21 protein-coding genes and 1 pseudogene are annotated in these 25231 nt (G+C 68.7%); 12 read left to right on the forward strand and 10 right to left on the reverse strand.

The window, feature by feature from the left end; genetic code table 11:
* Positions 1-14 precede the first annotated feature (14 nt).
* A protein-coding gene (locus G4X40_RS09250) for an IS3 family transposase (protein WP_277831909.1) occupies positions 15-1192 on the reverse strand; the annotation gives its coding sequence in 2 pieces (ribosomal slippage) (positions 15-905 and positions 908-1192; 1176 coding nt in all).
* Positions 1193-1417: 225 nt separating this feature from the next.
* Between G4X40_RS09250 and G4X40_RS09255 the strand changes: the two genes are divergently transcribed.
* From G4X40_RS09255 to G4X40_RS09275, 5 genes are all read left to right on the forward strand, one after another.
* Complete coding sequence (locus tag G4X40_RS09255) at positions 1418-2608, forward strand: PucR family transcriptional regulator (protein WP_277831911.1); 1191 nt, start codon at positions 1418-1420, stop codon at positions 2606-2608.
* Between the two features lie 97 nt (positions 2609-2705).
* Positions 2706-3683 carry an alpha/beta hydrolase gene (locus G4X40_RS09260; protein WP_277831913.1) on the forward strand — a complete coding sequence of 326 codons (978 nt, stop codon included), beginning with the start codon at positions 2706-2708 and terminating at the stop codon, positions 3681-3683.
* Between the two features lie 62 nt (positions 3684-3745).
* Positions 3746-4216 carry a winged helix-turn-helix domain-containing protein gene (locus G4X40_RS09265; protein ID WP_277831914.1) on the forward strand — a complete coding sequence of 157 codons (471 nt, stop codon included), beginning with the start codon at positions 3746-3748 and terminating at the stop codon, positions 4214-4216.
* The gene (locus G4X40_RS09270; RefSeq protein WP_277831916.1) at positions 4213-4533 is read left to right on the forward strand and encodes a hypothetical protein; all 321 of its coding nucleotides are present in this window, start codon (positions 4213-4215) and stop codon (positions 4531-4533) included. Before G4X40_RS09265 ends, G4X40_RS09270 begins: the two co-directional genes overlap by 4 nt.
* Before the next feature lie 74 nt (positions 4534-4607).
* A complete protein-coding gene (locus G4X40_RS09275) occupies positions 4608-5075 on the forward strand; it encodes a zeta toxin family protein (protein ID WP_277831918.1) in 468 nt (155 codons plus the stop codon).
* 153 nt (positions 5076-5228) lie between these two features.
* On the opposite strand, the gene G4X40_RS09280 is transcribed toward G4X40_RS09275, so the two are convergent.
* Positions 5229-6467, reverse strand: a complete 1239-nt coding sequence (locus G4X40_RS09280) for a lipase family protein (protein ID WP_277831919.1) — start codon at positions 6465-6467, stop codon at positions 5229-5231.
* Between the two features lie 226 nt (positions 6468-6693).
* On the opposite strand from G4X40_RS09280, the gene G4X40_RS09285 reads away from it, so the two are divergent.
* Positions 6694-8658 carry a neutral/alkaline non-lysosomal ceramidase N-terminal domain-containing protein gene (locus tag G4X40_RS09285; RefSeq protein WP_277831920.1) on the forward strand — a complete coding sequence of 655 codons (1965 nt, stop codon included), beginning with the start codon at positions 6694-6696 and terminating at the stop codon, positions 8656-8658.
* Here the strand turns inward: G4X40_RS09285 and G4X40_RS09290 are convergent.
* Positions 8643-9914: an AI-2E family transporter gene (locus G4X40_RS09290; RefSeq protein WP_277832382.1), complete on the reverse strand. Its 1272-nt coding sequence runs from the start codon at positions 9912-9914 to the stop codon at positions 8643-8645. The genes G4X40_RS09285 and G4X40_RS09290 overlap by 16 nt on opposite strands.
* Before the next feature lie 200 nt (positions 9915-10114).
* Here G4X40_RS09290 and G4X40_RS09295 point away from each other — a divergent pair, with 200 nt between their 5' ends.
* The gene (locus G4X40_RS09295; protein WP_277832384.1) at positions 10115-11560 is read left to right on the forward strand and encodes an adenylate/guanylate cyclase domain-containing protein; all 1446 of its coding nucleotides are present in this window, start codon (positions 10115-10117) and stop codon (positions 11558-11560) included.
* 58 nt (positions 11561-11618) lie between these two features.
* Positions 11619-12827, forward strand: coding sequence for a lysylphosphatidylglycerol synthase transmembrane domain-containing protein (locus G4X40_RS09300; protein ID WP_277831921.1), 1209 nt, complete (start codon positions 11619-11621; stop codon positions 12825-12827).
* Positions 12828-12845: 18 nt separating this feature from the next.
* On the opposite strand, the gene G4X40_RS09305 is transcribed toward G4X40_RS09300, so the two are convergent.
* Positions 12846-14849, reverse strand: coding sequence for an acetoacetate--CoA ligase (locus G4X40_RS09305; RefSeq protein WP_277831923.1), 2004 nt, complete (start codon positions 14847-14849; stop codon positions 12846-12848).
* Between the two features lie 191 nt (positions 14850-15040).
* Positions 15041-16501: an FAD-binding protein gene (locus G4X40_RS09310; RefSeq protein ID WP_277831924.1), complete on the reverse strand. Its 1461-nt coding sequence runs from the start codon at positions 16499-16501 to the stop codon at positions 15041-15043.
* 143 nt (positions 16502-16644) lie between these two features.
* On the opposite strand from G4X40_RS09310, the gene G4X40_RS09315 reads away from it, so the two are divergent.
* Positions 16645-17283: a TetR/AcrR family transcriptional regulator gene (locus tag G4X40_RS09315; protein ID WP_277831925.1), complete on the forward strand. Its 639-nt coding sequence runs from the start codon at positions 16645-16647 to the stop codon at positions 17281-17283.
* 50 nt (positions 17284-17333) lie between these two features.
* Positions 17334-18209: a TIGR03619 family F420-dependent LLM class oxidoreductase gene (locus G4X40_RS09320; protein ID WP_277832386.1), complete on the forward strand. Its 876-nt coding sequence runs from the start codon at positions 17334-17336 to the stop codon at positions 18207-18209.
* A gap of 44 nt (positions 18210-18253) precedes the next feature.
* Here G4X40_RS09320 and G4X40_RS09325 read toward each other — a convergent pair whose 3' ends face one another.
* Entirely contained in the window at positions 18254-18946 is a 693-nt protein-coding gene (locus tag G4X40_RS09325; RefSeq protein WP_277831926.1) for a FadR/GntR family transcriptional regulator, read from the reverse strand.
* Between the two features lie 166 nt (positions 18947-19112).
* Here G4X40_RS09325 and G4X40_RS09330 point away from each other — a divergent pair.
* A pseudogene (locus tag G4X40_RS09330) lies at positions 19113-20516 on the forward strand (2-isopropylmalate synthase); the annotation flags it as partial.
* A 34-nt stretch (positions 20517-20550) separates the two neighbouring features.
* Here the strand turns inward: G4X40_RS09330 and G4X40_RS09335 are convergent.
* From G4X40_RS09335 to G4X40_RS09350, 4 genes are read right to left on the reverse strand one after another with little or no spacing between them, the layout of a single operon-like run.
* Positions 20551-21132, reverse strand: coding sequence for an LpqN/LpqT family lipoprotein (locus tag G4X40_RS09335; protein WP_332844332.1), 582 nt, complete (start codon positions 21130-21132; stop codon positions 20551-20553).
* Positions 21069-22022, reverse strand: a complete 954-nt coding sequence (locus tag G4X40_RS09340) for a hypothetical protein (RefSeq protein ID WP_277831929.1) — start codon at positions 22020-22022, stop codon at positions 21069-21071. The genes G4X40_RS09335 and G4X40_RS09340 overlap by 64 nt, the downstream gene beginning before the upstream one ends.
* A gap of 49 nt (positions 22023-22071) precedes the next feature.
* A complete protein-coding gene (locus G4X40_RS09345; protein WP_277831930.1) occupies positions 22072-23103 on the reverse strand; it encodes a WXG100 family type VII secretion target in 1032 nt (343 codons plus the stop codon).
* Entirely contained in the window at positions 23100-23333 is a 234-nt protein-coding gene (locus tag G4X40_RS09350) for a hypothetical protein (protein ID WP_277831931.1), read from the reverse strand. Before G4X40_RS09350 ends, G4X40_RS09345 begins: the two co-directional genes overlap by 4 nt.
* Before the next feature lie 361 nt (positions 23334-23694).
* On the opposite strand from G4X40_RS09350, the gene G4X40_RS09355 reads away from it, so the two are divergent.
* Positions 23695-25230, forward strand: a complete 1536-nt coding sequence (locus G4X40_RS09355; protein ID WP_277831932.1) for an adenylate/guanylate cyclase domain-containing protein — start codon at positions 23695-23697, stop codon at positions 25228-25230.
* The last annotated feature ends 1 nt before the right edge of the window (position 25231 follow it).

Here is a 25231-nt window from a genome sequence, read left to right on the forward strand (position 1 = left end):
GGTGACAGTTCGGTTCACGCAGCCTGAGTGGCTGGCGTGGTCATGATGGTCTCGTATTCGACCGGGGTCAACTTCCCCAGCCTGCTCTGACGTCGGCGGCGATGATAGGTCCGTTCGATCCAGGTCACGATCGCGATCCGCAGGTCATCACGGGTGGCCCACGGTCGGCGGTCGAGGGCGTTCTTCTGCAGCAACGCGAAGAACGACTCCATCGCAGCGTTGTCACCGCACGCGCCAACACGGCCCATCGACCCAACCATCGCGTGACGACCCAAGGCGCGCACGAACTTTCGAGAACGAAACTGCGACCCACGGTCGCTGTGAACCACACATCCGGCGACCCGATCGCCGGCCGCGGCCCTCCGGGCAACTGCCGAATCGAGCGCCTCGACAGCGAGACGTGCCTTCATCCGCGAGTCGATCGAGTAGCCCACGATCCGGTTCGAGAACACGTCCTCGATCGCGCACAGGTAGAGCTTGCCCTCGCCGGTGTGATGCTCGGTGATATCGGTGAGCCACAGCATGTTCGGCGCAGCTGCGGTGAAGTCCCGGGCCACGAGGTCGTCGTGGACCGGCGGGCCGGAACGGGCGTTCTTGGCGCCGCGCTTCTTGCCGAACGAGCTCCACCACTTGTTGTCCGAACAGATCCGCCACCCGGTGCGGGTTGCCATTTTCTGGCCGGCGTCCGCGGCCTCGTCGACGAGGAACCGGTACCCGAACTCCGGGTCGTCGCGGTGCGCGTCGAACAGGGCGTTCGCCCGGTACACCTCGTCGAGGTCGGCGGTGGTCACCGGTGCGGCGAGCCAGCGGTAGTAGGGCTGGCGTGCGATCTTCAGTACCCGGCACGTCACCGCGACGGGGATCCCGTCTTCGGCCAACTCGCGGACGAGCGGGTAGATCATTTTCCCGGCAGGTTCGCCTGCGACAGATACGCGGCCGCGCGGCGCAGGACCTCGACCTCCTGCTCGAGCAGCCGGTTGCGGCGCTTGAGCTCACGAAGCTCGGCGTTCTGATCCTCGGTCGTCCCGGGCTTCACACCGTCTTCGACATCGGCTTTCCGCATCCATCCCGCGAGGGTGGTGGCGTGGATCCCGAAGTCCTTCGCGATCTGCTCCAGCGTGGTCTTCGGATCGCGATTCCGCGCGACGCGGACCACATCGTCGCGGAACTCCTTGGGGAACGGCTTGGGCACGGCAACATCCTTCCAGCCCAGTCTCTCGACCAGGCAGCTTGGTTGTCACCTATCCGTGCAGCAGTCCCTGGCGGTGAACCTCGCGACGGCAGGCTGTCCCAGTCCGGGTGAAATCGCTGCGAGGGTCCGGGCCGCCGGGCCGCCGCCGGGGGCTGATACAGAATGTGCGTGGGCGTCCGCCACTGCGGTTCGCTGGAAGCGGCACTTCTCAGCAGGAGGTTGGACGTGGACAGGCTGCTCGTGAAGCTGTCGGGTCTAGACGCCGGCGCGGAGGCGGCGGTGCGGATCATCGCGGCGTTCGACCGGCTCGTCGAGCGGCAGGTCCCGGTGGGTGCGTTGACTCGGGCCACCGCGGCGCTGGCCCAGTGCGCGGCGGGCATCGGTCGCCCCGACGACCCGGTCGTGCGTTTCGCACCGAACGGTGATCGGTTGGACGACGAGTATCCGGACGTGTGGCAGCCGCGGCGGTGTGGCGACGGCGTAACGGTGTGGCTGGAAAGACCGGGTATTCCCAACGAATTGGACGATCTCATCCTCGAGCGGTTCGCCCTGGCCGCGTGCGCGCTGACGCCGTCGCGAGACGGACTGCAGCCGCGGGATATCGCTGACCCGGCGCTCACGGAGGTGCTGATCTCCGGCTCCCATTCCGCGGAGGATCGCGCGCGGGCGATTCGGTTGCTCGGCCTGGATCCATACCGGCCGGTCCGAGTGGTCGCGGTGGCGACGACGAGCGGCGACAACGCGGATCTGGCTGCCAGGGCGCTGGTATCCCGAGTCCGGTCGGCGGTGGCGGGACGGGCCCGGGTGGCCCCGATCGGGTCGCTCGCGGCCGCCATTCTCCAACCGCGATCGGATCCGTCGATGGTGGTCTCGGACCTCGGAGGAGCGCCTGGGACCGCGGCCGCGCCGCACACATTGGCGGGCGTCGGCAGCGCCGTGCCGCCGCACCTGGCGCGACAGTCGTGGCTGCAGGGGAAGCTCGCGTTGAGGTTCGCCGCGGCCGGAACGGTGTCGGCGGTGATCGATCACGACCAACTCGGCGCAGTGGCGCTGTTGGCGGACGTACCGCCCGACCGGCTCGCTGCAAACCCGGACGTCGTCGCGCTTGCAGCTCTCACCACGACGGACGGTGGTCGCATCGAGCTGGAAGCCGTGGGCGCTTTGTGCCGCGCGGGCTCGCTCCGCCAGGCTGCGGCGTCATTGCACATGCACCACAGCACTGTGGCTGCCCGCATCGCGCGGGCAGAACTGAAGCTGGGCTGGAGCTTCGCTGACCCGTCCGATGTGCTGCGCGCGAGCATTGCACTGCATGCGTTGCAGCTGCTCCGTAGCTCGGCCGATGATGGCGCGTTTCCCGTGACGGCGGTGGTGAGCGGTTTCGGGGAGGCAACAGCCGTACGTCGGCATCTGGCCTGACATCCCCGACAGTTGGCGGTCGCCACGCGCTCGCCCGGTAGCTGATGATATGTCTCATCGCGAATCGTCCTATCGAGGAGAGCAATTGAGTACGAGTGTGGGCAAAGCAGTTTCGATCCGTGCCCCGTACGATCCCGAACTCGAGGTCGGCCTGACGCATCTCCCGGCCGACATCTTCGGCACCGAGGACGGGCCCAGCAGCATCGAGGAGTCCCGGGCACTGATGGCGTCCTGGCGGCCGAGTGTGGAGAGTTTGACCCGCGGCGGCGCCGTGGTCGTCGACGAGCGGCAGGTTCCGGGGCCTGAGGGCGAACCCGACGTGACACTCCTGATCATGTCCCCGGCCCAGGGGAACGGCCCATGGCCGGTGATCTACCACGTTCACGGCGGCGCGATGGTTGCGGGCGATCGCTTCTACGGTGCGGAGTCGCTTGCGGATCTGGTTGTGGCGCTGAAGGTGGTAGTGGTGTCGGTGGAGTACCGGCTCGCTCCCGAGCATCAGCATCCGGCCCCGGTCGAAGACTGTTACGCCGGGTTGGAATGGGTGGCGGAGAATGCCGGCGGTCTGGGGATCGACTCCCGGCGCATCGTTGTCATGGGCGGGAGCGCCGGGTCTGCACTGGCGGCGTCGACGGCGCTGCTGGCGCGCGACCGGCGGGGACCGGTCATCAGTCATCAGATCCTCGGATGCCCCATGCTGGACGACCGACTGCAGGGGCCATCCATTCATGCCCCCGATCTGCACAGCACCAACTTCCGGAAGATGCTGCAGCACAGTTGGGCGTCCCTGTTGGGCGACGCGGCCGGTGGGCCGGACGTCTCACCGTACGCGTCGCCGGCCCGTGCCGAGGACCTCTCCGGGCTGCCCCCGGCCTACATCGATGTGGGCAGCAGCGAAGTGCTGCTGAGCGAGGCGGTCGAGTACGCGACGCGGCTGTCGTACGCCGGTGTACCCGTGGAGCTGCACGTATGGCCCGGGGCATTCCACGGCTTCAATTCCCTTGTCCCGCATGCCGCAGTGTCCCGCACGGCCAACGAGACCCGTCTGGCTTATCTGAGCCGCGCCCTGCTCTGAGACCCTGTCGGGTCTTGCCTGCCAGATCCAAGGTGATTCAATCTGAATCAGGAGGTGGTGTGATGACGACCATCGACGGCCACGCCGAGCAGGAGTTGGTCCGTATCGCGGCTCGCTACCGGGTCGAGGACCTCGCGCTCAACCGGGCGATCTACCGGGCCTCCCACGAGGCCGGGCTGTCGCAAAGGCAGATCAGTGCCCGCGTGGGTGCGCACTCGCAGGCCACCATCCAGCGGATCCTGGCCTGGTTCGCCGAGAATCCGGCGCTGCTGCAGGAGACGCCCGCCGAGGTGATCGACAAGCGTGACGCCGGCCTGATCGACGCAGCCGCGATGATGGAGACGTTGTTGAACTGGCCCTACACCTTCGGCGATGTACCGCACGTCGACGGCGTCGCCACCGACTCGCACACCACCGGCAACTGGGACGAGGTTGAGCAGGCGTATTACCAAGATCGACTCACCGACGACGAGTTCACCCGACTCGTCGAACGCAACACGGCCCGTCTCGAGCGCACGGCCCGCACTCAGTGACCGCAGCCGAGCCGCTGCGCGACGTTGTCGCCGCACAGCTGTCATTTTTGACCGCCCCGGGGCATGTCCTGAACACCGACTCTGATCGAAACACCTACATCCGCTACGCCGCCGACGTGCGCAGCGCGAAGTTCCGCAAGCGGGTCGTCGCCAAGTGCCTCGACCGGCAGAATCCGGTGCGAGGTGGTCTGTCCGCGATGATCTCGGCCGGAGCCCCGGGTGCCGGCAAGAGCACCGCGTTGCGTGCGCGCGCACCAGACTTGGACGGTTACCGGATCCTGGACGCCGACATCGTCAAGGACGCGCTGCTCGAGTAGGCCCTGACCGAGGGATCTACGACGACATCCTGGCGCGCCCACTGCCCGACGGCGAGGCCGTCGCGCCGCGTGAGTTGGCGGGGCTCGTCCATCACGAATCGATCCGGCTGATCGATCAGATCCGCCGAATCTGCATCGCGCAACGCGAGAACATCGTGGTGGAAGGCACTCTCAGCTGGAGGGGACAGGCGCCGCGGCTCGTCACCGAACTCGCGCAAGGCGACTACCAGCGGGTGGAGGTCATCGCCATCGACGCCGACCGCACCACCTGCCACGAGCAGGCCCTGGCCCGCTGGTGGCGCGGCCGCCGCCGATGGGTAGGGGGCACCGATCTGCTCGGCGGCCGCTTCACTCCCCCGGCCGCGATCGACATCTGCTTCACGGATACCGAACTTTCCAGGTGCGCACAGCACGCCGTCGAGCTCGCCGAACTCGCCTCAGCGGCCGTCGGCGACACCCACGTGACGATCCTCCGCGGCAGCGCTACCGGCGAGTGGGAAACGATCCTCAATCGGACCCGGCCGGACTCGTCGACGTCCTGAATCGGGTGATCACCGGTGCGGCGGGCAGCTTTTCGTCACCTCGCACGCGTCTCTCTGGCCACGGCGAAGCCCCCGCGAGAGGATGCCCCACCGTCGGCTGTCGCCCCCACCAGCTGTGACCGCCACCCGGCGGTCACAGCCGACCCGCATCCGTCAGTCGCAACCCACAGGCACCGGCTTGCCGGCGAAGCGGTCGGCCATCCACGGCCCGGCCTCCGGCAGCGCGAGCCCACCGGGGATCGAGTGATCGACCACCGGCGCGACGTGCGGCAGCGCGTACTCACGGTAGGTGACATCGGCGCCGAGTGCGCACCACTCGTGCACCAGCCCTTCGACATTCGACGGCGGGACCAGGTCATCGGAGGTGCTGTTGGTGACAAACACGGGCACGGTCGGTTTGATCAGTCCGATGCGCTGCGCGTCGACGACGGACTTGATCGGCTCCTCGGTCAGGTGGTCACCGATCGACCTGCCATCGCTGGTGAACTCACTGCTGTGGTGGAACCCGAACTGCGCGATGGTCTCCGACTCACACTGGGTGGAAACGTCCTCGAGGAACTGGCGCCCCTTGTCGTTGAGTGCGGCCTCCACGGCCGGCTTGATCTGCGGGTAGTCCTCCACCAGCCCGTTGGTCGTGTAGCCGATGGCGCCCATCAGCGCGGTGCCGTCGATGTACTTCGCGGTGGCCGCCAGGTCGGCCGGCGGCGCCCCGACGAAGCCGCCGACAACGTGGAGTTCCGGCGCGTAGGACGGGAGCTGCTCCACCGCTGACGCAACCGCACCGCCGCCCTGCGAATACCCCCACAGCGCGACCGGCGCATCCTTCGGGATCGACGGATCGCCGAGTCGCAGCGCCGCCCGGCCCATGTCGATCACGGTGTGCGCCTGTGAGAGTCGGTTCATGTACGGATGGATTCCGGGGGTGCCCAGGCCCTCGAAGTCGGTGACCGCCACCGCGTAGCCTTCGGCGAGCATCGGGATGATCGTGGCCGCCTCGTACTCGCCGCCGCTCGCGAACAGCTTCGACGGCGCGCACTGGTCGCCCTGCCCCTGCGTCCCGGGCCCGTCGACCACCAGCGGCCGCGGCCCGGGTCCGCGCCACGGGCCGTCCGGGACGAACACGGTGCCGGTCACCGCGATCGGCCGATCGTGGGTGTCGCGACTCAGGTACATCACCTTCGTCGTCGTGACCGGCCCCTTGATCGCCGTCGTCGGGAATCCGGAGGGCTCGGTGCGGATCACGTCGCCCGGTGCACCCGCCGGAAGCGGCGACGGCGGCTGATAGAACGCGTCGCCGGCCGGCGCCGGACTCGCCGCCGCCACCGTCTGCACCGCCGCCGTCGGCACCGCCATCGCGGCGACCGTCAGCCCCGCCAACATCGTCGCCTTCACCGTCGTACACCCCACGGGCTCTCCCCTTCCATCGGGCCGCTCTCGCCATCCCGTACCGACGCGAGACACCACTGGCCACTGTGAGTCGGATCATATCCACCGATCTGGACAAGCGTCCACCATCGGCGGGCCCGATTCACCGTGCCGCGCCGACGGCTCCGGCCAGGTTCACGAAATCGGTCGCGCGGACGGTTTCCCCGACAGCCCCGATGGGTTAGCTTGAGCCATGCGCCGCAACCCGCTGCACGACTTCGCCGACCCGGCCTTCGAGCGGATGCGGATCGCGGTGACCACCCCGACACACTCCGAACTCCCCTGGGAGGAAAGACTTCTCGCCGGGTGCGCGGAGGTCGACATCACGCCGCCGCCGGGGATGCCGAAGGCCGGACACTCCAAGAACGCCCACGACGGCACCGGCTTCCGCACGCGCCTGCGGGCGCGGGTCCTGCACCTGCGTGCCGGACACAGCTCGCTGACCCTGATCGCGTGCGATCTGCTCAGCGGCTCGGCGATCGTGCACCGCCTGCTCGCCGACCAGCTCGCTGACGACACCGACGTCCGGCTGCCGGGACTGTTCCTGGGCGCCACCCACACCCACGCGGGGCCCGGCCAGTTCAGCGGCAGCGAGTTCTACAACCGGTGGTCGTCCAACCGCCCCGGTTTCGACCCCGCCTACACAGGCTTCCTCGTCGACCAACTGGCCGCGGCGGTACGCACCGCGGTCGCCGGGCGTCGGCCCGCCCGGCTCGCCTTCGGCTCCACCGAGGTGTGGGGATACACCCGTAACCGCTCGCTGCCGGCGCACGTGCGAAACGCAACCGAGACCGACAAACGCACGGAGCCGCAACGCAAGTACACCGCGGTCAACCCGTGGCTGCACCTGCTGCGAGTGGACACCGACGGCACCGGCCAGGCCGAGGGATCGGTGCCGATGGCGGCGTTCGCCTGGTTCTCCATCCACGGCACCGGCATCAGCCATCACGACCGGTCCTACAACGCGGACGTCTGGGCGTATCTGACCGGTGAACTCGCCCAACGCGTGCACGACCGCACCGGCACCCGTCCGGTCGTCGGCGCGGTCGAGGGCACGCACGGCGACATGACCCCGGCCGTGCGCCCGGGCATGCTGGTGTTCCCCGAAGCGGAGCGGGTGGGCCGCGGCATCGGGGCGGCGGCCGCGGAACTGCACGCGCGTCTCGGCGAGAGCCTGCATTCCAGAGTCGATCTCGCCGCCGGGCTGCGGGAGGTCGACATGTCCGCGCACCCCGAGGTCGCGGGCATACGGCTACCCGAGCCGCGGATCGGTGTCGCCAAGCTCGCCGGCGCCCAGGAGAACACCACACCGCTGCTCGACCGGATCCCGCCGTTCCGGCCGGGCTGCCCGCGCCGGCCGCACGGAATGCAGGCCGAAAAGCGGGTGGTGGCAGGCGAACCCGCGCATCGCGTGGTCAACCCCACGGCGAGCTTCCCGCAGTTCATGCCGGTACAGCTGCTGCGGATCGACGACGTCGCGATCCTCGGCCTGCCCTTCGAGGTGACCGTGGCGGCCGGGCGCCGCATCGCCGACGCCGTTCGCGCCCGCTCCGACGCGGAGACGGTTGTGGTCTCCTCGCTCGCGAACGACCACTGCGACTACCTCACCACCGCAGAGGAATACGCCGCGCAGTACTACGAGGGCGCGAGCACCCTGTACGGCCCACGGCAGCAGGAGTTCGTCGCCGCCTGCGCCGCGGACCTCGCCGAGGATCTCGCCGAGGGCGGCGTGGTCGCCGACGTGCCCGGTCATCGTGTCTTCGACTTCACCGTCCGGCACTACCGTGCCCGACCCGACGGCGTCCCCGCTCCGCGCCGCGCCGAGAGGGCGCGGTTCGTCGACGCCACCGCGGTCGAGGACGCGCACTGGAGGATGGAGTGGTCGGACGTCGGCCCCGGCGATCTGCACTGGCACGCACCGCTGGTGCGCGTTCAGACCGAACTCGAGGACGGCTCGTGGGCGCCGGCCGCGCAGGACGGACTGCCGGTGGACGACCAGGGCTGGCGGGTCGGCGTCGAATACCTCGGCGGCAGCGGGGGACGCCACCGGTACGTCACCCGGTGGTTCGCACCGCCGCTCGGCCGCCCGGGACGGCATCGCTTCGTGTTGTGCGCCAACGCCGGACAGCCGGAGATCGCCGGTCAGCCTTTCGACTGAGCGCCGTCCGGGTCCTTACCCTTCCCACCTTCCGCACCCGAATCCCGTCGGGCCGAATCCTGTCGGCCCGACACCGGATCCACGGCAGGCTGGTTGCCGTTGTCCTGCTTGACCGCACCCCAACGCAGCCAGCCGCCCCGCTCGTACTCAGGTACCGGGTACGGCTCGTCGGCACGCGCCGAATACAGCGGTTCGCCGGAGTCACGCTCCGCATCGGCGATCGCCTCCGGATCGTCCGACATCAGCGAGCGGATCGCAGTGTTGAGCACCGCGACCAGGGGGACCGCGAGCAGACCGCCGATGATGCCCGCCAGCACGATGCCGGTGGTGATCGCCAGCACGACCGCGAGCGGGTGGATCCGCACGGCGCGGCCGAGCAGCAACGGCTGCAGCACGTGTCCCTCGAGCTGCATCACCGCGACCACGATCGCCAACGTCAGCAGGGCGCTGAGCAGACCCTTGGTGACCAGCGCGACGAACACCGCGACGCAGCCGGCGAGGACCGCACCGACGATCGGGATGAAGGCGCCGATGAACACCAACGAGGCCAGCGGCAGCGCCAGCGGGACACCGATCACCGCGAGGCCCGCGCCGATCCCGATCGCGTCCACGGCGGCCACGGCGACCGTTGCGCGCACGTAGCCGACGAGCGAACCGAACCCCAATGTTCCTGCGGTACGAACCTTTTCACGCGTGCCCTTCGGGACGATGCGCGTGCAGAACTCCCAGATCTGCCGGCCGCTGTAGAGCAGGAAGATGGTCGTGAACAGCGTCAACAGCGCACCGGTGAGGATCTCGCCGATCACCGTGGCCGTCGTCAGCGCGCCGCTGGTCAGCGCGTCCTGGTGGGTCTGCAGGGACTTGACGATCGAGTCGCCCGCATTGCGGATCTGGGTGTCCGAAAAGTGCAGCGGCCCCTCGGTGAGCCAGTTCTGCATCCGCTTGACGCTGTCGGTGACCTGGCTGGTCAGCTGCGGCAACCCGTCGACGAACTGCTCGATGACGAAGGTGAGGATGCCGGCGATCACCCCGAGTCCCGCGAGGATCACCACGATCACCCCGAGCGCGCGGGGCACTCCCCTGCGCTGCATCCAGTCCACCATCGGCGCCAGGAACGCCGTCGCCAGCAGCGCCAGACACACGGGGATCACCACCGTGTTGAGCCGGTGCACCACATAGCCCAGGGCCAACAGTCCGGCGAGCAGGACCAGCAGCCGCCACGTCCACGCGGCGCCCACCCGCACCAGCGGATGCACGTAGACCTCGGGGCGCAACCTCGCCGGTTCCGCGGCACCGGCGGCGCCCTGCGAGGTGGTGTCGCGGGCCGAGTCGGGATGCTCGTGTGCACTCACCCGGCTCAGCGTAACGGGACCGCATTAGGTTGGTCCGGGTGAACACCATCGGCCTGTTGGTCTCGCGCGGATTCCGCAGTCGCTGGCCGCTCTACGTCGCCTCGATGCTGGTCACGAACGCGCTCGGCGGCGCCCTGGTGATCTTGTTCCTCTTCTATGTGCTGCCGCTGCCGCGCGAGGACCGCGTGCTGCGCGATCACCCGTGGACCTGGATCGTGATCGTCATCTATCTGGTGATCGCCGCCGGCATCAGCGTTGTCGCGGCCGGCATCATGCTGCGGCCGGTCGCCCGGTGGTATCTGCGCGGCGGCGCGCCGACCCGCCAGGAGCAGTCCGCGGCCATGCGCGCCCCGCTCAACCAGTCGCTGGTGCACCTGGCGCTGTGGATCGTCGGCGGGATCCTGTTCACCGCGATGACCTACTCGCTGATCCCGGAGACCGCCGTCGCCGTGATGGTGACGGTGTGTCTGGCCGCGGTCGCCAACTTCGGCGGCAGCTACATGCTCGGCGAGCGCATCCTGCGGCCGGTCGCCGCCCGCGCGATGTCGGAGGGCGAGTTCGCGGCGGACCTGGCCCCCGGCGTGTGGGTGCGGCTGATGCTGACCTGGGGGCTGGGCACGCTGGTGCCGGTCATCGGGATCATCGCGCTGTGCGTGACGCAGCTCAACGGCGCGCTGGTGACCTCGCGGTCGGCGTTCGCGATCTCGGTCCTGGTGGTGGCCGCGGTCACCGCGGGGGCCGCGTTCCTGCTGTCGATGCTCACCGCCGGACACATCTCCGACCCGATCCGGGAGTTGCGTCGCGCGATCGAGCAGATCGAGGCCGGGCAGACACCCGGACCTGTCGACGTCTACGACGGCAGCGAGGTCGGCATGCTGCAGGTCGGCTTCAACCGTATGGTCCGCGCGGCCGACGAACGTCGCCGCATCCAGAACCTGTTCGGCCGTCACGTCGGCGAGGACGTCGCCCGGCGCGCCCTCGAACACGGCACCGAACTGGGCGGCGAGACCCGGTTCGTCGCCGTGCTGTTCATCGACCTGATCGGGTCGACGAAGGTCGCCGCCGCCCAGCCGCCGACGACCGTGGTGGAGCTGCTCAACGAATTCTTCCGGATCGTGGTGTCGGTGGTGCACCGCAACGGCGGGATCGTCAACAAGTTCGTCGGCGACGAGGCGTTCGCGGTGTTCGGGGCACCCCTGGCACGGGACGACTCGTCGACCGCCGCACTGACCGCGGCCCGCGAACTACACGAGGAGTTGCGGACCCGTCCCGAGTTCGACTCCGGCATCGGCGTCTCGGCGGGCATCGTCGTCGCCGGCAACGTCGGGGCGGCCGAGCGGTTCGAGTACACCGTGATCGGCGACCCGGTCAACGAGGCCGCTCGACTGACCGAATTGGCCAAACATCGACCCGGCCGGGTGCTCGCATCGAGCACTGTGATCGAAACCTCGAATCCCACGGAGCGGGCGCGGTGGAACTTCGGCGACGCGGTCACGCTGCGCGGACGCAGCTCTGCCACCCAGCTGGCCTGGCCGGTCGACGCCCTTTGACGCCCGTGTCGTCGCCCAGAAATGCAAAACCGGCTTCCGCTCTGGTTACGCTGGACAAATGGCCGAGTCGGAGACCCACGACGCCACCGCGAAGGGGCGCCGTCGATTCTGGTGGGCCAAATGGGTCGTCGGCGTCGCCCTGATCGGGCTGCTGGTCGCCGAGGGCGTCTACCTGTGGCCGACCCTGCACAACTCGTGGCGGGCCCTGACCGAGGTGCACTGGGGCTGGATCGCCGCCTGCATCCTTGCTCAGGCCGCGTCGATGTCCAGCTTCGGCCGGGTCCAGCAGCGCCTGCTCGGTGCCGCCGGGGTCCGGATCAGCCAGCGCCGCTCGCTGTCGGTGATCTACGCCAGCACCGCGATGAGCCTGACGCTGCCGGCCGGTCAGGTCTTCTCCACCGCGTTCACCTACCGGCAGACCCGCAAGTGGGGCGCCACCCCGGTGGTCGCGTCCTGGCAGGTGGCGATGTCCGGTGTGCTCGCCGCCGCCGGCCTGGCCGTGCTCGGTGTGGGCGGCGCACTGTTCGTCGGCAGCTCGGTCAACCCGTTCACCGTCGTGTTCTCGATCGCCGGCGTGATCCTGCTGGTCTTCGCGGGCCGCTACGTGGCCGCCCACCCGGACTCGTTGGAGGACGTGGGCCGCTGGGCGCTGGGCTGGTACAACAAGGTCCGCGACAAGCCGGACGAGGCGGGCCTCGACCGCTGGCGGGAGATCCTGCACCAGCTCGAGGCCGTGCAGATGGGCCGGCGCGACACCGCCATCGCGTTCGGCTGGTCGTTCTACAACTGGGTCGCGGACATCGCCTGCCTGGCGTTCGCCTGCTTCGCGGTCGGCGCCCACCCCGGCATCGCGGGACTGGCCATCGCCTACGCCGCCGGCAAGGCGGTCGGGTCGATCCCGCTGGCGCCCGGCGGGCTGGTGTTCGTCGACGGGACCCTGATCGCCGCGCTGACCGCGGCGGGCATGAGCGGGGCAGAGTCGGTCGCTGCGGTGCTGGTGTACCGGATCATCAGCTTCATCCTGGTGGCGATCGTCGGGTGGATCATCTTCCTGCTGATGTACCGCGCCCACCAGCACGAGGACCTCGCCCTCGACCGCGAACTACTCGAACGTGAGTCCCACGGCGGTGACCCCGCACCCGAGAACCCGGACCCCGGCAAGCAGATCCCCCCGGGGCCGGACCTGGGCACCGGCGGTCCCGGCGAGGACGGGATGCAGTCGTCGCTACTGCATCCCCGCCCGAAGCCGCGCCTGTCCTCGGACTAGCCGACCGCCCCCCTGCAGTTACGCCGGCTCATCCGCCACCGCGCGACGGTCGGCATACCAGGCGATCAGTTCGGGCGCATCGACGGCGGTCAGGTCCAGCACCTGTGCGGGGTCTGCGCCCTGCAGGATCCGTTTGATCGGCACCTCGAGCTTCTTGCCGGTGCGGGTGTGCGGGATCCCCGGCGCGACGATCACCTCGTCGGGCACGTGTCGGGGCGAGGCCTGCTCTCGGACGGCCTGCGCGATGCGGCGCTCGAGCTCCTCGTCGAGGGTCACGCCGGCGGCCGGCACCACGAACAGCGGCATCCAGTACCCGCCGTCGGGCTGTTCGGCGCCGATCACCAACGCCTCGAGGATCTCGGGCAGCGACTCGACCGCCTGGTAGATGTCGGCGCTACCCATGCGGATCCCGTTGCGGTTCAACGTCGAATCGGAACGGCCGTGCATCTGCACGCTGCCCCGCCCGGTGATGGTGATCCAGTCGCCGTGCCGCCACACCCCGGGGAAGGTGTCGAAGTAGGCGTCGCGGTAGCGGTGGCCGTCCGGGTCGTTCCAGAAGGCGACCGGCATCGACGGCATTGGCGCGGTGATGACCAACTCCCCCACCTTCCCGCGCACCGGACGCCCGGAATCATCGAAGGCATCCAGTGCCACACCGAGACTCGGCACCGACAGCTCGCCCGCCCACACCGGCACGGTCGGGACGGTGCCGAGAAACGCGGTGACGACGTCGGTGCCGCCGCTGACCGAGGCGATCTGCACGCCGGGACCGAGTTCGTCGCACAGCCACTGCGCGGTACTCGCGGGCAGCGTGGCACCGGTGACGCCGACCGTGCGCAGTGCGCTCAGCTCGTGGTCGGCGCCGGGATGCGCGCCGGCCTTGATGCAGGCCAGCAGGTAGCCGGGGCTGGTACCCAGCACGGTGACCCGGTGCCGGGAGGCCAGCGCCCAGAGCCCATCCGGGCCGGGATGGGCGGGGCTGCCGTCGTAGCAGACAATCGTCGACCCGCAGAGCAGTCCGCCGAGCAGGAAGTTCCACATCATCCAGCTGGGGCTGGTGAACCAGAAGAAGGTGTCGTCGGGGCCCAGATCGGTGTGCAGCGCAACCTGTTTGAGATGTTCGAGCACCACCCCGCCGTGGCCGTGCACGATCCCCTTGGGCAGCCCGGTGGTGCCGGACGAGAACACGACCCACAGCGGATGGTCGAACGGCACCGAGACAGGTTCGAGCGGGTGGTCGCCGGCGGTCGCCTCGGCCCACCCGAGCGTGCCGGCCGGTGGCTCGGTAGCCAGTCGGGGCACCACGACGGTCAGCTCGAGCGAGTCGCCGAGGCTCGCCCGCAGCTCGGTGACCGACTCACGGCGGTCGTGCTCACGTCCGGCGAAGCGGTAGCCGTCAGCGGTGATCAGCGCCTTCGGGGCGAGCTGGCCGAGCCGGTCCGTCGCGGCGGGTGCCGAATAGTCCTGCCCACAGGCGGCCCAGACGGCGCCGAGGCTCGCGGTGGCCAGGAACGCGACCGCCGATTCGGCGATGTTCGGCAGGTACCCGACCACGCGGTCGCCCTCGCCGACCCCGCGGTCGCGCAGCGTCGCCGCCAGCGCGGCGACCTGACGGCGCAACTCCGCCCAGGAGAGCTCGCGGCCGTCGCGGTCCTCGGCGAGGTCGAGCACGGCGGGCCGCGCGGCGGTGGCGTTGCGGAACACCTGGTCGACGTAGTTCAGCCGGGCTCCGGGGAACCACCGGGCGCCGGGCATCGACGCCTCGGCCAGCGGCTCTCCGGGGTCCGTGCGCGAGGGGACGTCGAAGTACTCCCACAGCGAGCGCCAGAAGTCGGCGAGATGCTCGGTCGACCACCGCCACAGGTCCGCGTACGGGCCGAGCGGCGCGCCGTGCCGCTCGTGCGCGAAGCGGTGGTAATCGGTGATGCGCGCGGCGCGCATCCCGGCCTCGGTGGGCTCCCACAGGACCGTGCCGGCGACCTCGGATCCCGCGGCAGTTCCGTCGGCAAGCTGCTCGGACACTGTGACCTCCCACACTCGGCTGACAACTAGGTTAACAGCCGATAACTGAATTCGGGAGCATCGAGGCGGCGGACACGGTCTCGCTCGGCCGCCAGAGTTCCCAGTGTTCGCACAGTTGGGAGTGTTCCCAATCTTGGCAGTGTTCGCACTGTTGGAACTCTGGCCGCGCCACGACAACCTCCCCTTGCGTCCTACATGGCAGCGCGCGCGGCCGCATGCCGACCGGCGCGCCGGCCGAAGAACGAGCCCTCGCCCAGCTGCGTGCCGCTGGAATAGCCCTTGCCGTCCTGGGCGATGTTCGCCGCGCACGCACCGGCCGCGTACAGGCCGGCGACCACGCTGCCGTCCTCACGCAGCACTTCGGCATCGACGGAGGTCCGCAGCCCGCCGATGGTGAACCCCGCATACAGGGCCTTCCCGAGGGTCATGTCGAACGCGCCCCACGGCCCGTGTTCCTGCGGCTCCAGCCACTCCGCCGCCTTGTGGAAGTCGGGATCCTCTCCGCGCGCGGCGTTCTCGTTGTAGCGCTCCAGCGTCGCCTGCAACCGCCCGGCCGGGATGCCCAGCGCGGTCTCCATCTCCTCGACCGTCTCCCAGCCGTCGACGAACGGAGCCAGCGGGAACTTGGGCCGCTCCAGGTGTTCCTCGTCGACGATCAGATACGCCACCGCGTCGGGCTGATCCATGACGAATCCGGAGGTCCGCGAGTGGTACGAGTCCTCGGTCACGAAGCGGTCGCCGTCCTTGTTGACGATGATGCCGGTCAGCAGCCGCGACGGCGGGTAGACCGGGGCGGTGATGAACGCCTGATCCATGTGCCGGGTCGCGCCGCCGGCCGAGGCGCCCATCCGGATACCCAGGCCGTCGTCATAGGTGCTGCCCAGCGTGTACGGCTTCTCGGCCAGCTGCGGCACATACTCGGCAACCATCTCGTCGTTCATCACGAAGCCGCCCGCCGCCAGCACGACGGCCCCGGCCTTGACTGCGCCGGTCTCGGCGAAGTGCTTCCAGTTCACACCGACGACCTGGTCGGCGTCGTCGACGACGAGGTTGGTCGCGCCGGTCTCGTAGCGGATCTCGACGCCGAGCGCGGCCGCCCGCTTGACCAGCAGGTCGATCACCAGCGCGGCGCCCTGGGTGTCGCCGGGGACCGGGACCTTGTGTCCGCGCGGTGCCGGAACGGCCTGCTCGCGGTACGGCCACACCTTCTCGTTGCCGGTGTACATCAGCCCCTCGGTGCCGGGCTGGATCACAGCCTTCTCTGGGTAGTAGCTGCGCTCGAACTCGAAGCCGAGGCTCTCGAGCCAGTCCAGGTGCGCCACACTGCCGTCGCAGTAGGCGCGGATCTTCTCCGGCTCGGGGTCGCGGGAGACCGCCATGAGGTACTTGTACATCTCGTCGGCGCTGTCGTCCTGACCGGTCGCGCGCTGCACCGCGGTCCCGCCGCCGAGATAGAAGTGCCCGCCCGCCATCGCGGTGGTGCCGCCGGCCACGGCCGCGCGCTCGAGCACCAATACCCGAGCGCCCGCGGCGGCGGCCTCGACCGCGGCGCAGCCGCCACCGATGCCGAATCCCACCACCACCACGTCGTACTCGTCGGACCACGACGCGACCGACTCGGCGGTGATCAGTTCGGGGGTCTGCAGGGTCATCGCGCATCCTTCACATGTCCGGGCCGGTCGCCGCGGCCGTCGTGGGCCCGCGGCGATGTCGTCGGTGCGAGATTAAACACAATGCCTTAATTCTGCAATGACTTCGCTTTACACGGTCGCGACATCGGATAAGGTCGGACGCTGTGACCAGCCCCGACGCGCGCGAGCGCATCCTGCTCGCCGGCGAGCGACTCATCGCCGAGCGCGGCGTCGAGGTGCCGTTGCGCGAGGTCGCGGCCGCAGCGGGCCAGCGCAACAACTCTGCCGTGCACTATCACTTCGGTTCCCGAGACGGGCTGATCCAGGCGATCCTCGACCGTCGCCAGACCTCGCTCGAGGCCCGCCAGCTCGCGCTGCTCGCCGAGCACGAGGACTCCGGGGGCGACGACGACCCGGCCTCGCTGGTCGAGATCATGGTCCGGCCGATGCTGGAGATCCCCTACGCGGACGGCTCCACCCATTACGCCCGATTCCTCGAACAGGTCCGCCCGCACCGCGTCATCGTTCGGGCACAGCTGTCCGTCGAACGCTGGCCGGCGATCCGCATCGTGATGACGCGGCTGCACCGCGCACTCGCCCCGATGCCCGACCCTCTCCGTCGGCGGCGGATCACCGCGATGGCGACGGCGATGTTCGCACTGCTCGCCGACCACGAGCGCGCCGACGCAGGCGAGGCCGCAGGTGCCGACCGCTCCGGCGCCGACGACCTCGTCGCCATGCTGGTCGGGATGCTGACCGCGCCGAGTCCGGCCACCACCGGGAGTGACCTCCCCAAACACTGAAATACGTTCTAGCATGACCCCCGACCGACCAGAGACCAGGAGTGATGGCAGTGCGATTCACCTACGCCGAGGCGATGACGAACCCCGACTTCTACGTGCCGCTCGCGCAGGCCGCCGAGGAGGCCGGGTATCACGGCATCACGCTGCCCGACAGCGTCTGCTACCCGGAGGTCTCCGATTCGACCTACCCCTACACCCCCGACGGCAGCCGGGAGTTCCTCGAGGACAAGGCCTTCCCCGAGACGTTCATCCTCGCCATGGCGATGGCCGCCGCCACGAAGACGCTGCGGTTCATCCCGTTCGTGCTCAAGCTGCCGATCCGCCCGCCGGTGCTGGTCGCCAAGCAGGCCGCGACCGTCTCGTACATGTCGAACAACCGCCTCGCCCTGGGCGTCGGGCTGAGCCCGTGGCCGGAGGACTTCGAGGTCATGGATGTGCCGTTCCCCAAGCGCGGCAAGCGCTTCAACGAAGCCATCGATATCGTGCGGGGGCTGACGAACGGCGGCTACTTCGAGTACCACGGCGAGATCTACGACATCCCGTCCATCAAGATCAACCCGGTTCCGACCCAGCCGATCCCGATCCTTGTCGGCGGCCACAGCGAGGCCGCGCTGCGCCGTGCAGTGGTGCGCGGCGACGGCTGGATGCACGCCGGCGGCGACGCCGAGGAACTCGATCGCCTGCTGGGCCGGCTCAACGAGATCCGCAAGGAGGAGGGCAAGGAGAACGACCCGTTCGAGATCCACGTCATCTCCGGCGACGCGTACACCCTCGACGGGATCAAGCGTCTCGAGGACAAGGGCATCACCGACGTCATCGTCGGGTTCCGACTGCCGTACATCATGGGCCAGGACACCCAGCCGCTCGAGAAGAAGATCGCGCACCTGAACCGCTACGCGGATTCGGTCATCTCCAAGCTGAACTGACGTGGACGGCCTGACCGATCCCGGGCCCGATCGCCCCGGACCGGTCAGGCCACGGCGCGGGCCATCTGTTCGAGGTGGTCCCGGCTGACCCGTTCGGCCAACGCGCCATCCCCGGCTGCGATGGCCTCGACCAGCTCGAGGTGCTCGCCCGCGCCGTGGTCGGGTTCGGCGCGGCGCAGGTCGCGCAGCGTCAGCAGGTCCAGCATGGCCTGACGCAGGCGCGGCCGGAAGACATCGAACAATTCGGCCAGCACCGGGTTGTGGGCGGCGGCGACCACGGCGCGGTGCAGGTCGACGTCGGCATCGACGAACTCCTCGTCGTCGCCGAGAGCGGCGGACGATCTGCGCCGCAAGGCATCCCGCATGCGCCGCACATCCGCGGGAGTGCGGCGCTCGGCGGCCATCCGTGCCGCCTCGATCTCGAGTGCGTTGCGCACCTCGATCACGTGCAGGATCGCCGCGGACTGCACTGCCGCGAGGAGCGCATCGGCATCAGCGGCGGGTGCCGCACTCGACACGAACACGCCGGCACCCTGCCGGGACTGCAACATACCCTTGCCCACCAGCGTCCGGATGGCCTCCCGGATGGTGGACCGGCCCACGCCGAGTTCCGTCGCCAGCGTGGTCTCACCCGGCAACTTCTCCCCGACCGTCCAGACGCCCGACGTCACCCGCACGGCCAGCACCTCGGCGGCCTGCTCCGCCAGTGGACTGCGCCGCAAGTGCACGTCGGCCACCACGACCCACCTTTCAGGTTGTCAGACAAGTTCTGGTCGCCTAGTCTACCCACGTGGCCATTCGCGGACTTCTCCTCGGCAGCCGCGGCGGGGCCTGACCAGGCCGGCTCCCCGCCGCGGGGTTCGAGTGTGCCGGTCGCCTCATCGGACACGCCAGGAGCCCCAGATGCACTCGCCGCGACCCTCCGCTTCCCCGAACTCCAGTCCCGCTCAGCCCCAATGGAATCCGCAGCAGTCCAGCCCGATGCCCTCGCATCGCTATCTCCCCGCCTGGGACCGGGTGGACGTACCACTGGTCGACCGCGACTGGCCGACGCACCGGACCACCTCCGCGCCGCTGTGGGTTCCGGTGGATCTTCGCGACGGAAACCAGGCCCTCGCCGAGCCGATGGATCCGGAACGTAAGCGCCGGTTCTTCGAGCTGATGATCACCATGGGCTACAAGGAGATCGAGGTCGGCTATCCCTCCGCCAGCCAGGCCGACTTCGACTTCGTCCGCGACCTGGTGCGTCTGGACCTGATCCCCGACGACGTCACCATCGTGGTGTTCACCCCCGCGCGTGCGGAACTGATCGCCCGCACCTTCGAGGCGGTCGAGGGGGTGCGCAAGGCGGTCGTGCACATGTACACGGCCACCGCGCCCACGTGGCGTGACGTCGTCCTGGGCTACGACCGGAACAGCCTGCGGCACATGATCTTCGAGGCAGCGTGCGACATCCTCCACCGCGGCGGCGACCGTCCCGGGATCCGTTTCGAGTTCTCACCCGAGGTGTTCGTCCTGACCGAGCCGGACTACGCGATCGAGGTGTGCAACGGGCTGACCGAGCTGTGGCAGGCGTGCCCGGACCGCCCGGTGGTCCACAACCTGCCGGCCACGGTGGAGATCGCGACGCCGAACCTCTACGCCGACCAGATCGAGTACATGCACAAGAACCTGGACCGCCGGGAGTCGGTGATCCTGTCGGTACACCCGCACAACGACCGCGGGACCGGCGTCGCGTGCGCGGAGCTGGCGGTGCTCGCGGGCGCGCAACGCGTGGAGGGGTGCCTGTTCGGCAACGGTGAGCGCACCGGCAACGTCGACCTGGTCACGCTCGGACTGAACCTGCACGCCCAGGGGGTCGATCCGATGATCGACTTCACCCACCTCGACGATGTCAAAGCCGTTGTCGAGTACTGCAATCGGATCGAGGTGCATCCTCGGCACCCTTACGCGGGGTCGCTGGTGTACACCGCGTTCTCCGGCACCCACCAGGATGCGATCAAGAAGGGCTTCGCCCACCATCGCGCCGCCGCGGAGCGTGCCGGTCGCGATCCTTCCGAGATGCCCTGGGCCGTACCGTACCTGCCGATCGACCCCGCAGATGTCGGTCGCGACTACACCGCAGTCGTCCGGGTCAACAGCCAGTCCGGCAAGGGCGGGGTCGCGTACCTGCTGGAAACCGAATACGGGGTGACACTGCCGCGCGAGGTGCAGGTCGCCCTGGCCCGCAAGGTCCAGCAGATCGCCGACGTCACCGGACGGGAGCTGACCGTGGCCCAGCTGTGGGACGTGCTGTGCACGCACTTCCCGGAGCACGCACACAGTCGCGCCGCCGACGCGGTCAGGTGATCATCAATCCGGTGTGCATCACGGTCAGGTCGATGTCGAGCTCGTCGAGTTGTCCGGCCATGACAGTGGTCGTCAACTGCGTCAGGTAGACGCCGCCGCGACCCTCGTACACGATCGTGCGGGTCGCGGCGGCAAGGTGCCAGTCGCCCACCGTGTAGGTGCCACGGAGAAACATCGAGGGGTGGCCATTCCACGCACCTGTTCCTGTTTCAAAGCCCACCCAGGAAGGCAGGTCATGTGCATCCCGGTAGACGTGATCGAGCAGTTCGGCAGCGTCGAACGCACCCAGCAGCTTCCCCTGCAGCACAACAGCGTCAGGGCACCATCCATCGGATATGCGGTCCTGGTATGCAAGCACCAGCGACGCGGACGGGAAGGCTTCGTCCGGAAGCATCTCCCACCCGGGAAGCTGAGGAATTGACACGCCTGGGTGCGCGGGATCGCCGCGACCGCACGGCAAACACACAACGCCCCGCTCGTTGAGGTATCCGACAACTCGGTGTCCAGTCACTATGCCCGGCCTCGATTCCCGCTCTCTCCGGCCGCTCGGCCCATCTCTCGAGCAATTGCCCACCGCTCTCGCAGCGGTATCGGTGCGAGCAGTGTCGCGGCCTCCGCTTCAGCAAGCAGACAGCGGTCGTCAGGATTTGCCGCCATGTGCTGGACTAGAACGAAGAGGGCATTGGGTTCGGCAGTCAAGTTGGCCGGAAGGATTCTCAGGGACCGGTCGGCGTCGATCCGGATCATCGGGTCATCCGTGACACCCAAGTTGGTGCGGACCCTGAAAACGTCCGACCACACCCGCGTCACGTCGTCCCATTTGACGACCGTGTCAATGGACTTCCGAGACAATCGACAGCGCACCCACGCGATTCCAGAAGGCGAAAGAAAAATCCACAGTGTTCCCTGCGCTGCAATCCAAATCAATGCTCCGGCAAGTACAACTCCGACCAAGCCCATAATGTTCGCAGTTGCGTCGCTCCGTGCCCGGTCAGGCATGAGCGCGATCCGGTTTGTATGCCAGAGCACGAACCCCAACACGGTATAGACGGCCGTCACTGCGATGAATACCTCCGCCGCTCGAGCGAAGGCACGGCTCGCCGGTATCTCGATTCCTCTTTCTCCGGCGTCGACGACGCGGATACGGTGCGCCAACGAATGCCGGCGAAAAGGCCCGACGGATAAGTAGGCACTCCCAGCACACAGGGTGGAAACTGTCAGCGCGGCACCCACCAGGAAGATTCCGACATCCCCGACGCCGAATGCCAAGACCACATTCGTCACGCCGACGAAGAGCACACCCAAGCCAAGAATCAGAAGAGGAACCGTCGACCAGGAAAGCCGCTGGGGCCATGTCGGCGTCTGCATCACGTCCAACAGACGTGATTGGAGGGCTTCTAGCGCAGACTTCTGCACAGGAGCACCAGTGTCCGGCGAATCCCCTCCAATGACATATTGATTCACATCACCCTCCCGCTCTACTGAATACAACCTGTCGACGGCGTTGCCCTCGTCAGTTCGAAGTCGCATTCCATATCGCCAGTGCGCCTTTAGAACCGAAGTACGTGGCGACCCCACCGGCGAGGGCGCCGACAACGAGGCCCACAGCGGTTCCGGCACCCGGCACCACACTGCCGGCGGCGGCACCCAACTCAGCTCCGGCTTCGATTCCTGGAGCCGCAGCAACTCGGGCGAGAATCGCGTCCGCCAGCCAGGAGCCGCCAACACCGACAGCCGTCCCAGCACTCTCCGTCACCACGGCCTTCGTCGGACTCATTCCACCCTTGATGTCGTCCGAAATCGCGGGCACGGTCCCGAGGATCGCGCCGAATGCCCCGAATCCCCTGGAGATTCCCTTCGTGATCCCGTCGGTCGCGCCATCGAAGCCCCGGCGCACCGCGTCGTTCATCGCGCCCGTGACCGCTGCCGCAGAGGTCGCGGGAACGTCCACGCTCCAACTGAAGTCGTCACCGTTCTTGACGACCTTGCCCGGCTCAGCCGCTGCCGCTGCGTCACTCAGTTGCCCGACGGCCGACCGGACGACGCTACCCGTGTGATCCGCCGCGTCCGTCGCTTGCCGCAACAGATCACGAACTGCGGCGGTCAGTTCCAGTGCCTCAGCCTTCAGAGCGGCGGCTGTCGGCTCGTCTACTCCCACCATCAGAGCAGTGGCGTCCACGGCGCCATCGTCGGCAACTCGGAATCCACGTGACTGAGCGGCGTCGACCTGCCCGAGCAGTGCTTGCCGCGCCGAGTGCAGTGCCGATGTACCCGAGCCGATCGCCTCGCCCACTTCCGACAGTGCCTTACTGATGCGACCACTGAGTCGAACTTCCTCGTCGATCCGATCCGTTGCCGCGGCCGCAGCCGTCCCGTGCCACGTCTCGTCCAACGCGCCTTGATCGGATCGAAGACCTTTCAATTGCTCGTCCACCCGGTCGACAAGCCCCGCTATCGCCGTCGAGGCGGCAGCCAACTCGTCCGGTTGCCACGCCCGGACATCGGCCACGGTCAGCGGCATGAGACAGATGCCGATTTCGGTCACCTTCCGGACCCCATTGCCTTCAGCATCCCTGCGAAGTCCGTATCGGTCACCCGATAGTCCTGCGCGGTCCCCTTCGCGAGTTGCGAGACGCAGGTCAAGCGGAGACACACGTGACGCACCGCGGTCAGCGTCGCCTCGAGCGCCTCACGACCGACCCCGGCGATCTCGGTGCCCGGTACCGCACCCTGAGTCGGAGCGAAGGGCCCGGCCAGATCCAACTCAGCCAACATCTCGGCTCGCTGCGCCGTCGAGTCGGAGAATCGCCGCAACACAGCGGGATCGACGTCCACCCTGCCCCCTGCTAGTTCGCCGTGATGTCACGGCCCCGCCCCTGGTCGCCGGAACGGTATCACCGCAGCGCATCGCTCCTTGTTCGTCATGCCCCACCCCGTGTTGACTCACCGGAGCGAGCCGAGAACGCTGGCGCACGGCGTCGAGTCCGCAGATGCATCGAATCGAGCAGATTGCGCGAGGGGTGGCCCCATGTGCCGAACACGGTTCCGCGGTTCTCCGCGGCGAAATATCTCACAGCCCGTGCTGTCGATCGTCCGCTAGCTTGGGCATATGCGATGGCAAGCACGCCGGACGCGGGTGATCAGACGATCGCCCCTGGCGCGCTATGCCGTCGGCATGGTGCTGGCCAACATGGTCGGCGCTGTCGTGGTGTTCACCCTGTTGCGGTTTGTGCTGCCGCTGCCGGGTGCGGACCAGCTCGCGGTGCTCTCGCGGCTGAACTACATCGTCTTCGCGGCATACATGCCGGTCGCGTTGGCGCTCGGCGCCACCTTCGGGACGTTGGTGGGCCGGCCGGTGGTCACCTGGCTCACCCGGGGCGGGTCCCCCGACCCGCGCGAACATCGTGCGGCGCTGCGTCAGCCGATCCGCCAGGTGTGGGTGCAGGCGGGCCTGTGGGCGGTCGGGGTGGTGCTGTTCACCGCGATCAACGTACGCGGCGGCGAGGACCTGATGATGACGATCGCCATCACCGTCGTCCTCGGCGGCGCCGCCGCCTGCTCGATCGTCTACGTGATCGGTGAGCGGGTGCTGCGGCCGATCACCGCGCGGGCGATGGCGGCACACGTCCCGCGATCCGACACCGCACCGGGCATCACCCTGCGCATCCTGCTGATCTGGGCGCTGAGCACCGCGATCCCGGTGTTCGGCATCGGCCTGATCGCGCTCGCGAAGCTGACCGGTCACGTGCTGCCGGTCAGCGGCCAGATCGCGGCGTCGGCACTGACACTCGCCGTCATCGCGCTGGTGGTGGGTCTGGTCGGCATGACCGTCGTGGCGCGCTCGATCTCCGACCCGGTCCGCTCGGTCAGCCAGGCGATGGAGCAGGTCGAGCACGGGAACACCGACACCTCGGTCTCGGTGTACGACGGCTCGGAGATCGGCCAGTTGCAGACCGGCTTCAACCGGATGGTCAAGGGTCTGGCCGAACGCGAACAACTGAAGGATCTGCTGGTCAAGCACGTCGGCGAGGACGTGGCCCGCAAGGCCGTGCAGCACGGCACCGAGCTCGGCGGGATCGTGCGCGAGGTGGCGGTGCTGTTCGTCGACATCATCGGCTCGACCCGGCTGGCGGAGACGCGACCGCCCGGCGAGGTGGTCGGCCGGCTCAACGAGTTCTTCGCGATCGTCGTGGACGTCGTCGGTGCCCACGGCGGGTTCGTCAACAAGTTCGAGGGCGACGCCGCGCTGGCGATCTTCGGAGCGCCGCAGGACGCCGAGGATGCCGCGGGGTCCGCACTGGCCGCGGCGCGTGAGTTGCGCGCGCGGGTCAAGGAGTCCGGCCGGGTGGACGTTGGCATCGGGGTCTCCTCGGGCCCGGCGGTCGCCGGGAACGTCGGCGCCGCCGAGCGGTTCGAGTACACGGTCATCGGCGACCCGGTCAACGAGGCCGCTCGGCTGACCGAGTTGGCGAAGCGTCGCCGCTCACGGGTGCTCAGCACCGACCGGACCGTCGCGGCGGCGGGCGAGTCCGAGGCCGAGCACTGGCGGTTGGCCGATCGGGTCACATTGCGCGGCCGCAGCACCCGTACCCGGCTGGCCGAGCCGGTCAGGGTGGACGACGACGAGCCGCGGCCCACCTGGCAGCGACTGCTGGCGCCGACCCGCACGTGAG

The sequence above is a fragment of the Speluncibacter jeojiensis genome (genome assembly GCF_029589495.1).
Lineage (GTDB): Bacteria > Actinomycetota > Actinomycetes > Mycobacteriales > Mycobacteriaceae > Speluncibacter > Speluncibacter jeojiensis.

Bases quoted from the DNA above. Each gene is read 5' to 3' on its own strand.
- G4X40_RS09285 (WP_277831920.1), top strand. From the start codon at position 6,694: ATGCGCCGCAACCCGCTGCACGACTTCGCCGACCCGGCCTTCGAGCGG.
- G4X40_RS09265 (WP_277831914.1), top strand. From the start codon at position 3,746: ATGACGACCATCGACGGCCACGCCGAGCAGGAGTTGGTCCGTATCGCG.
- G4X40_RS09300 (WP_277831921.1), top strand. From the start codon at position 11,619: ATGGCCGAGTCGGAGACCCACGACGCCACCGCGAAGGGGCGCCGTCGA.
- G4X40_RS09295 (WP_277832384.1), top strand. From the start codon at position 10,115: ATGCTGGTCACGAACGCGCTCGGCGGCGCCCTGGTGATCTTGTTCCTC.
- G4X40_RS09350 (WP_277831931.1), bottom strand. From the start codon at position 23,333: ATGTTGGCTGAGTTGGATCTGGCCGGGCCCTTCGCTCCGACTCAGGGT.
- G4X40_RS09310 (WP_277831924.1), bottom strand. From the start codon at position 16,501: ATGACCCTGCAGACCCCCGAACTGATCACCGCCGAGTCGGTCGCGTCG.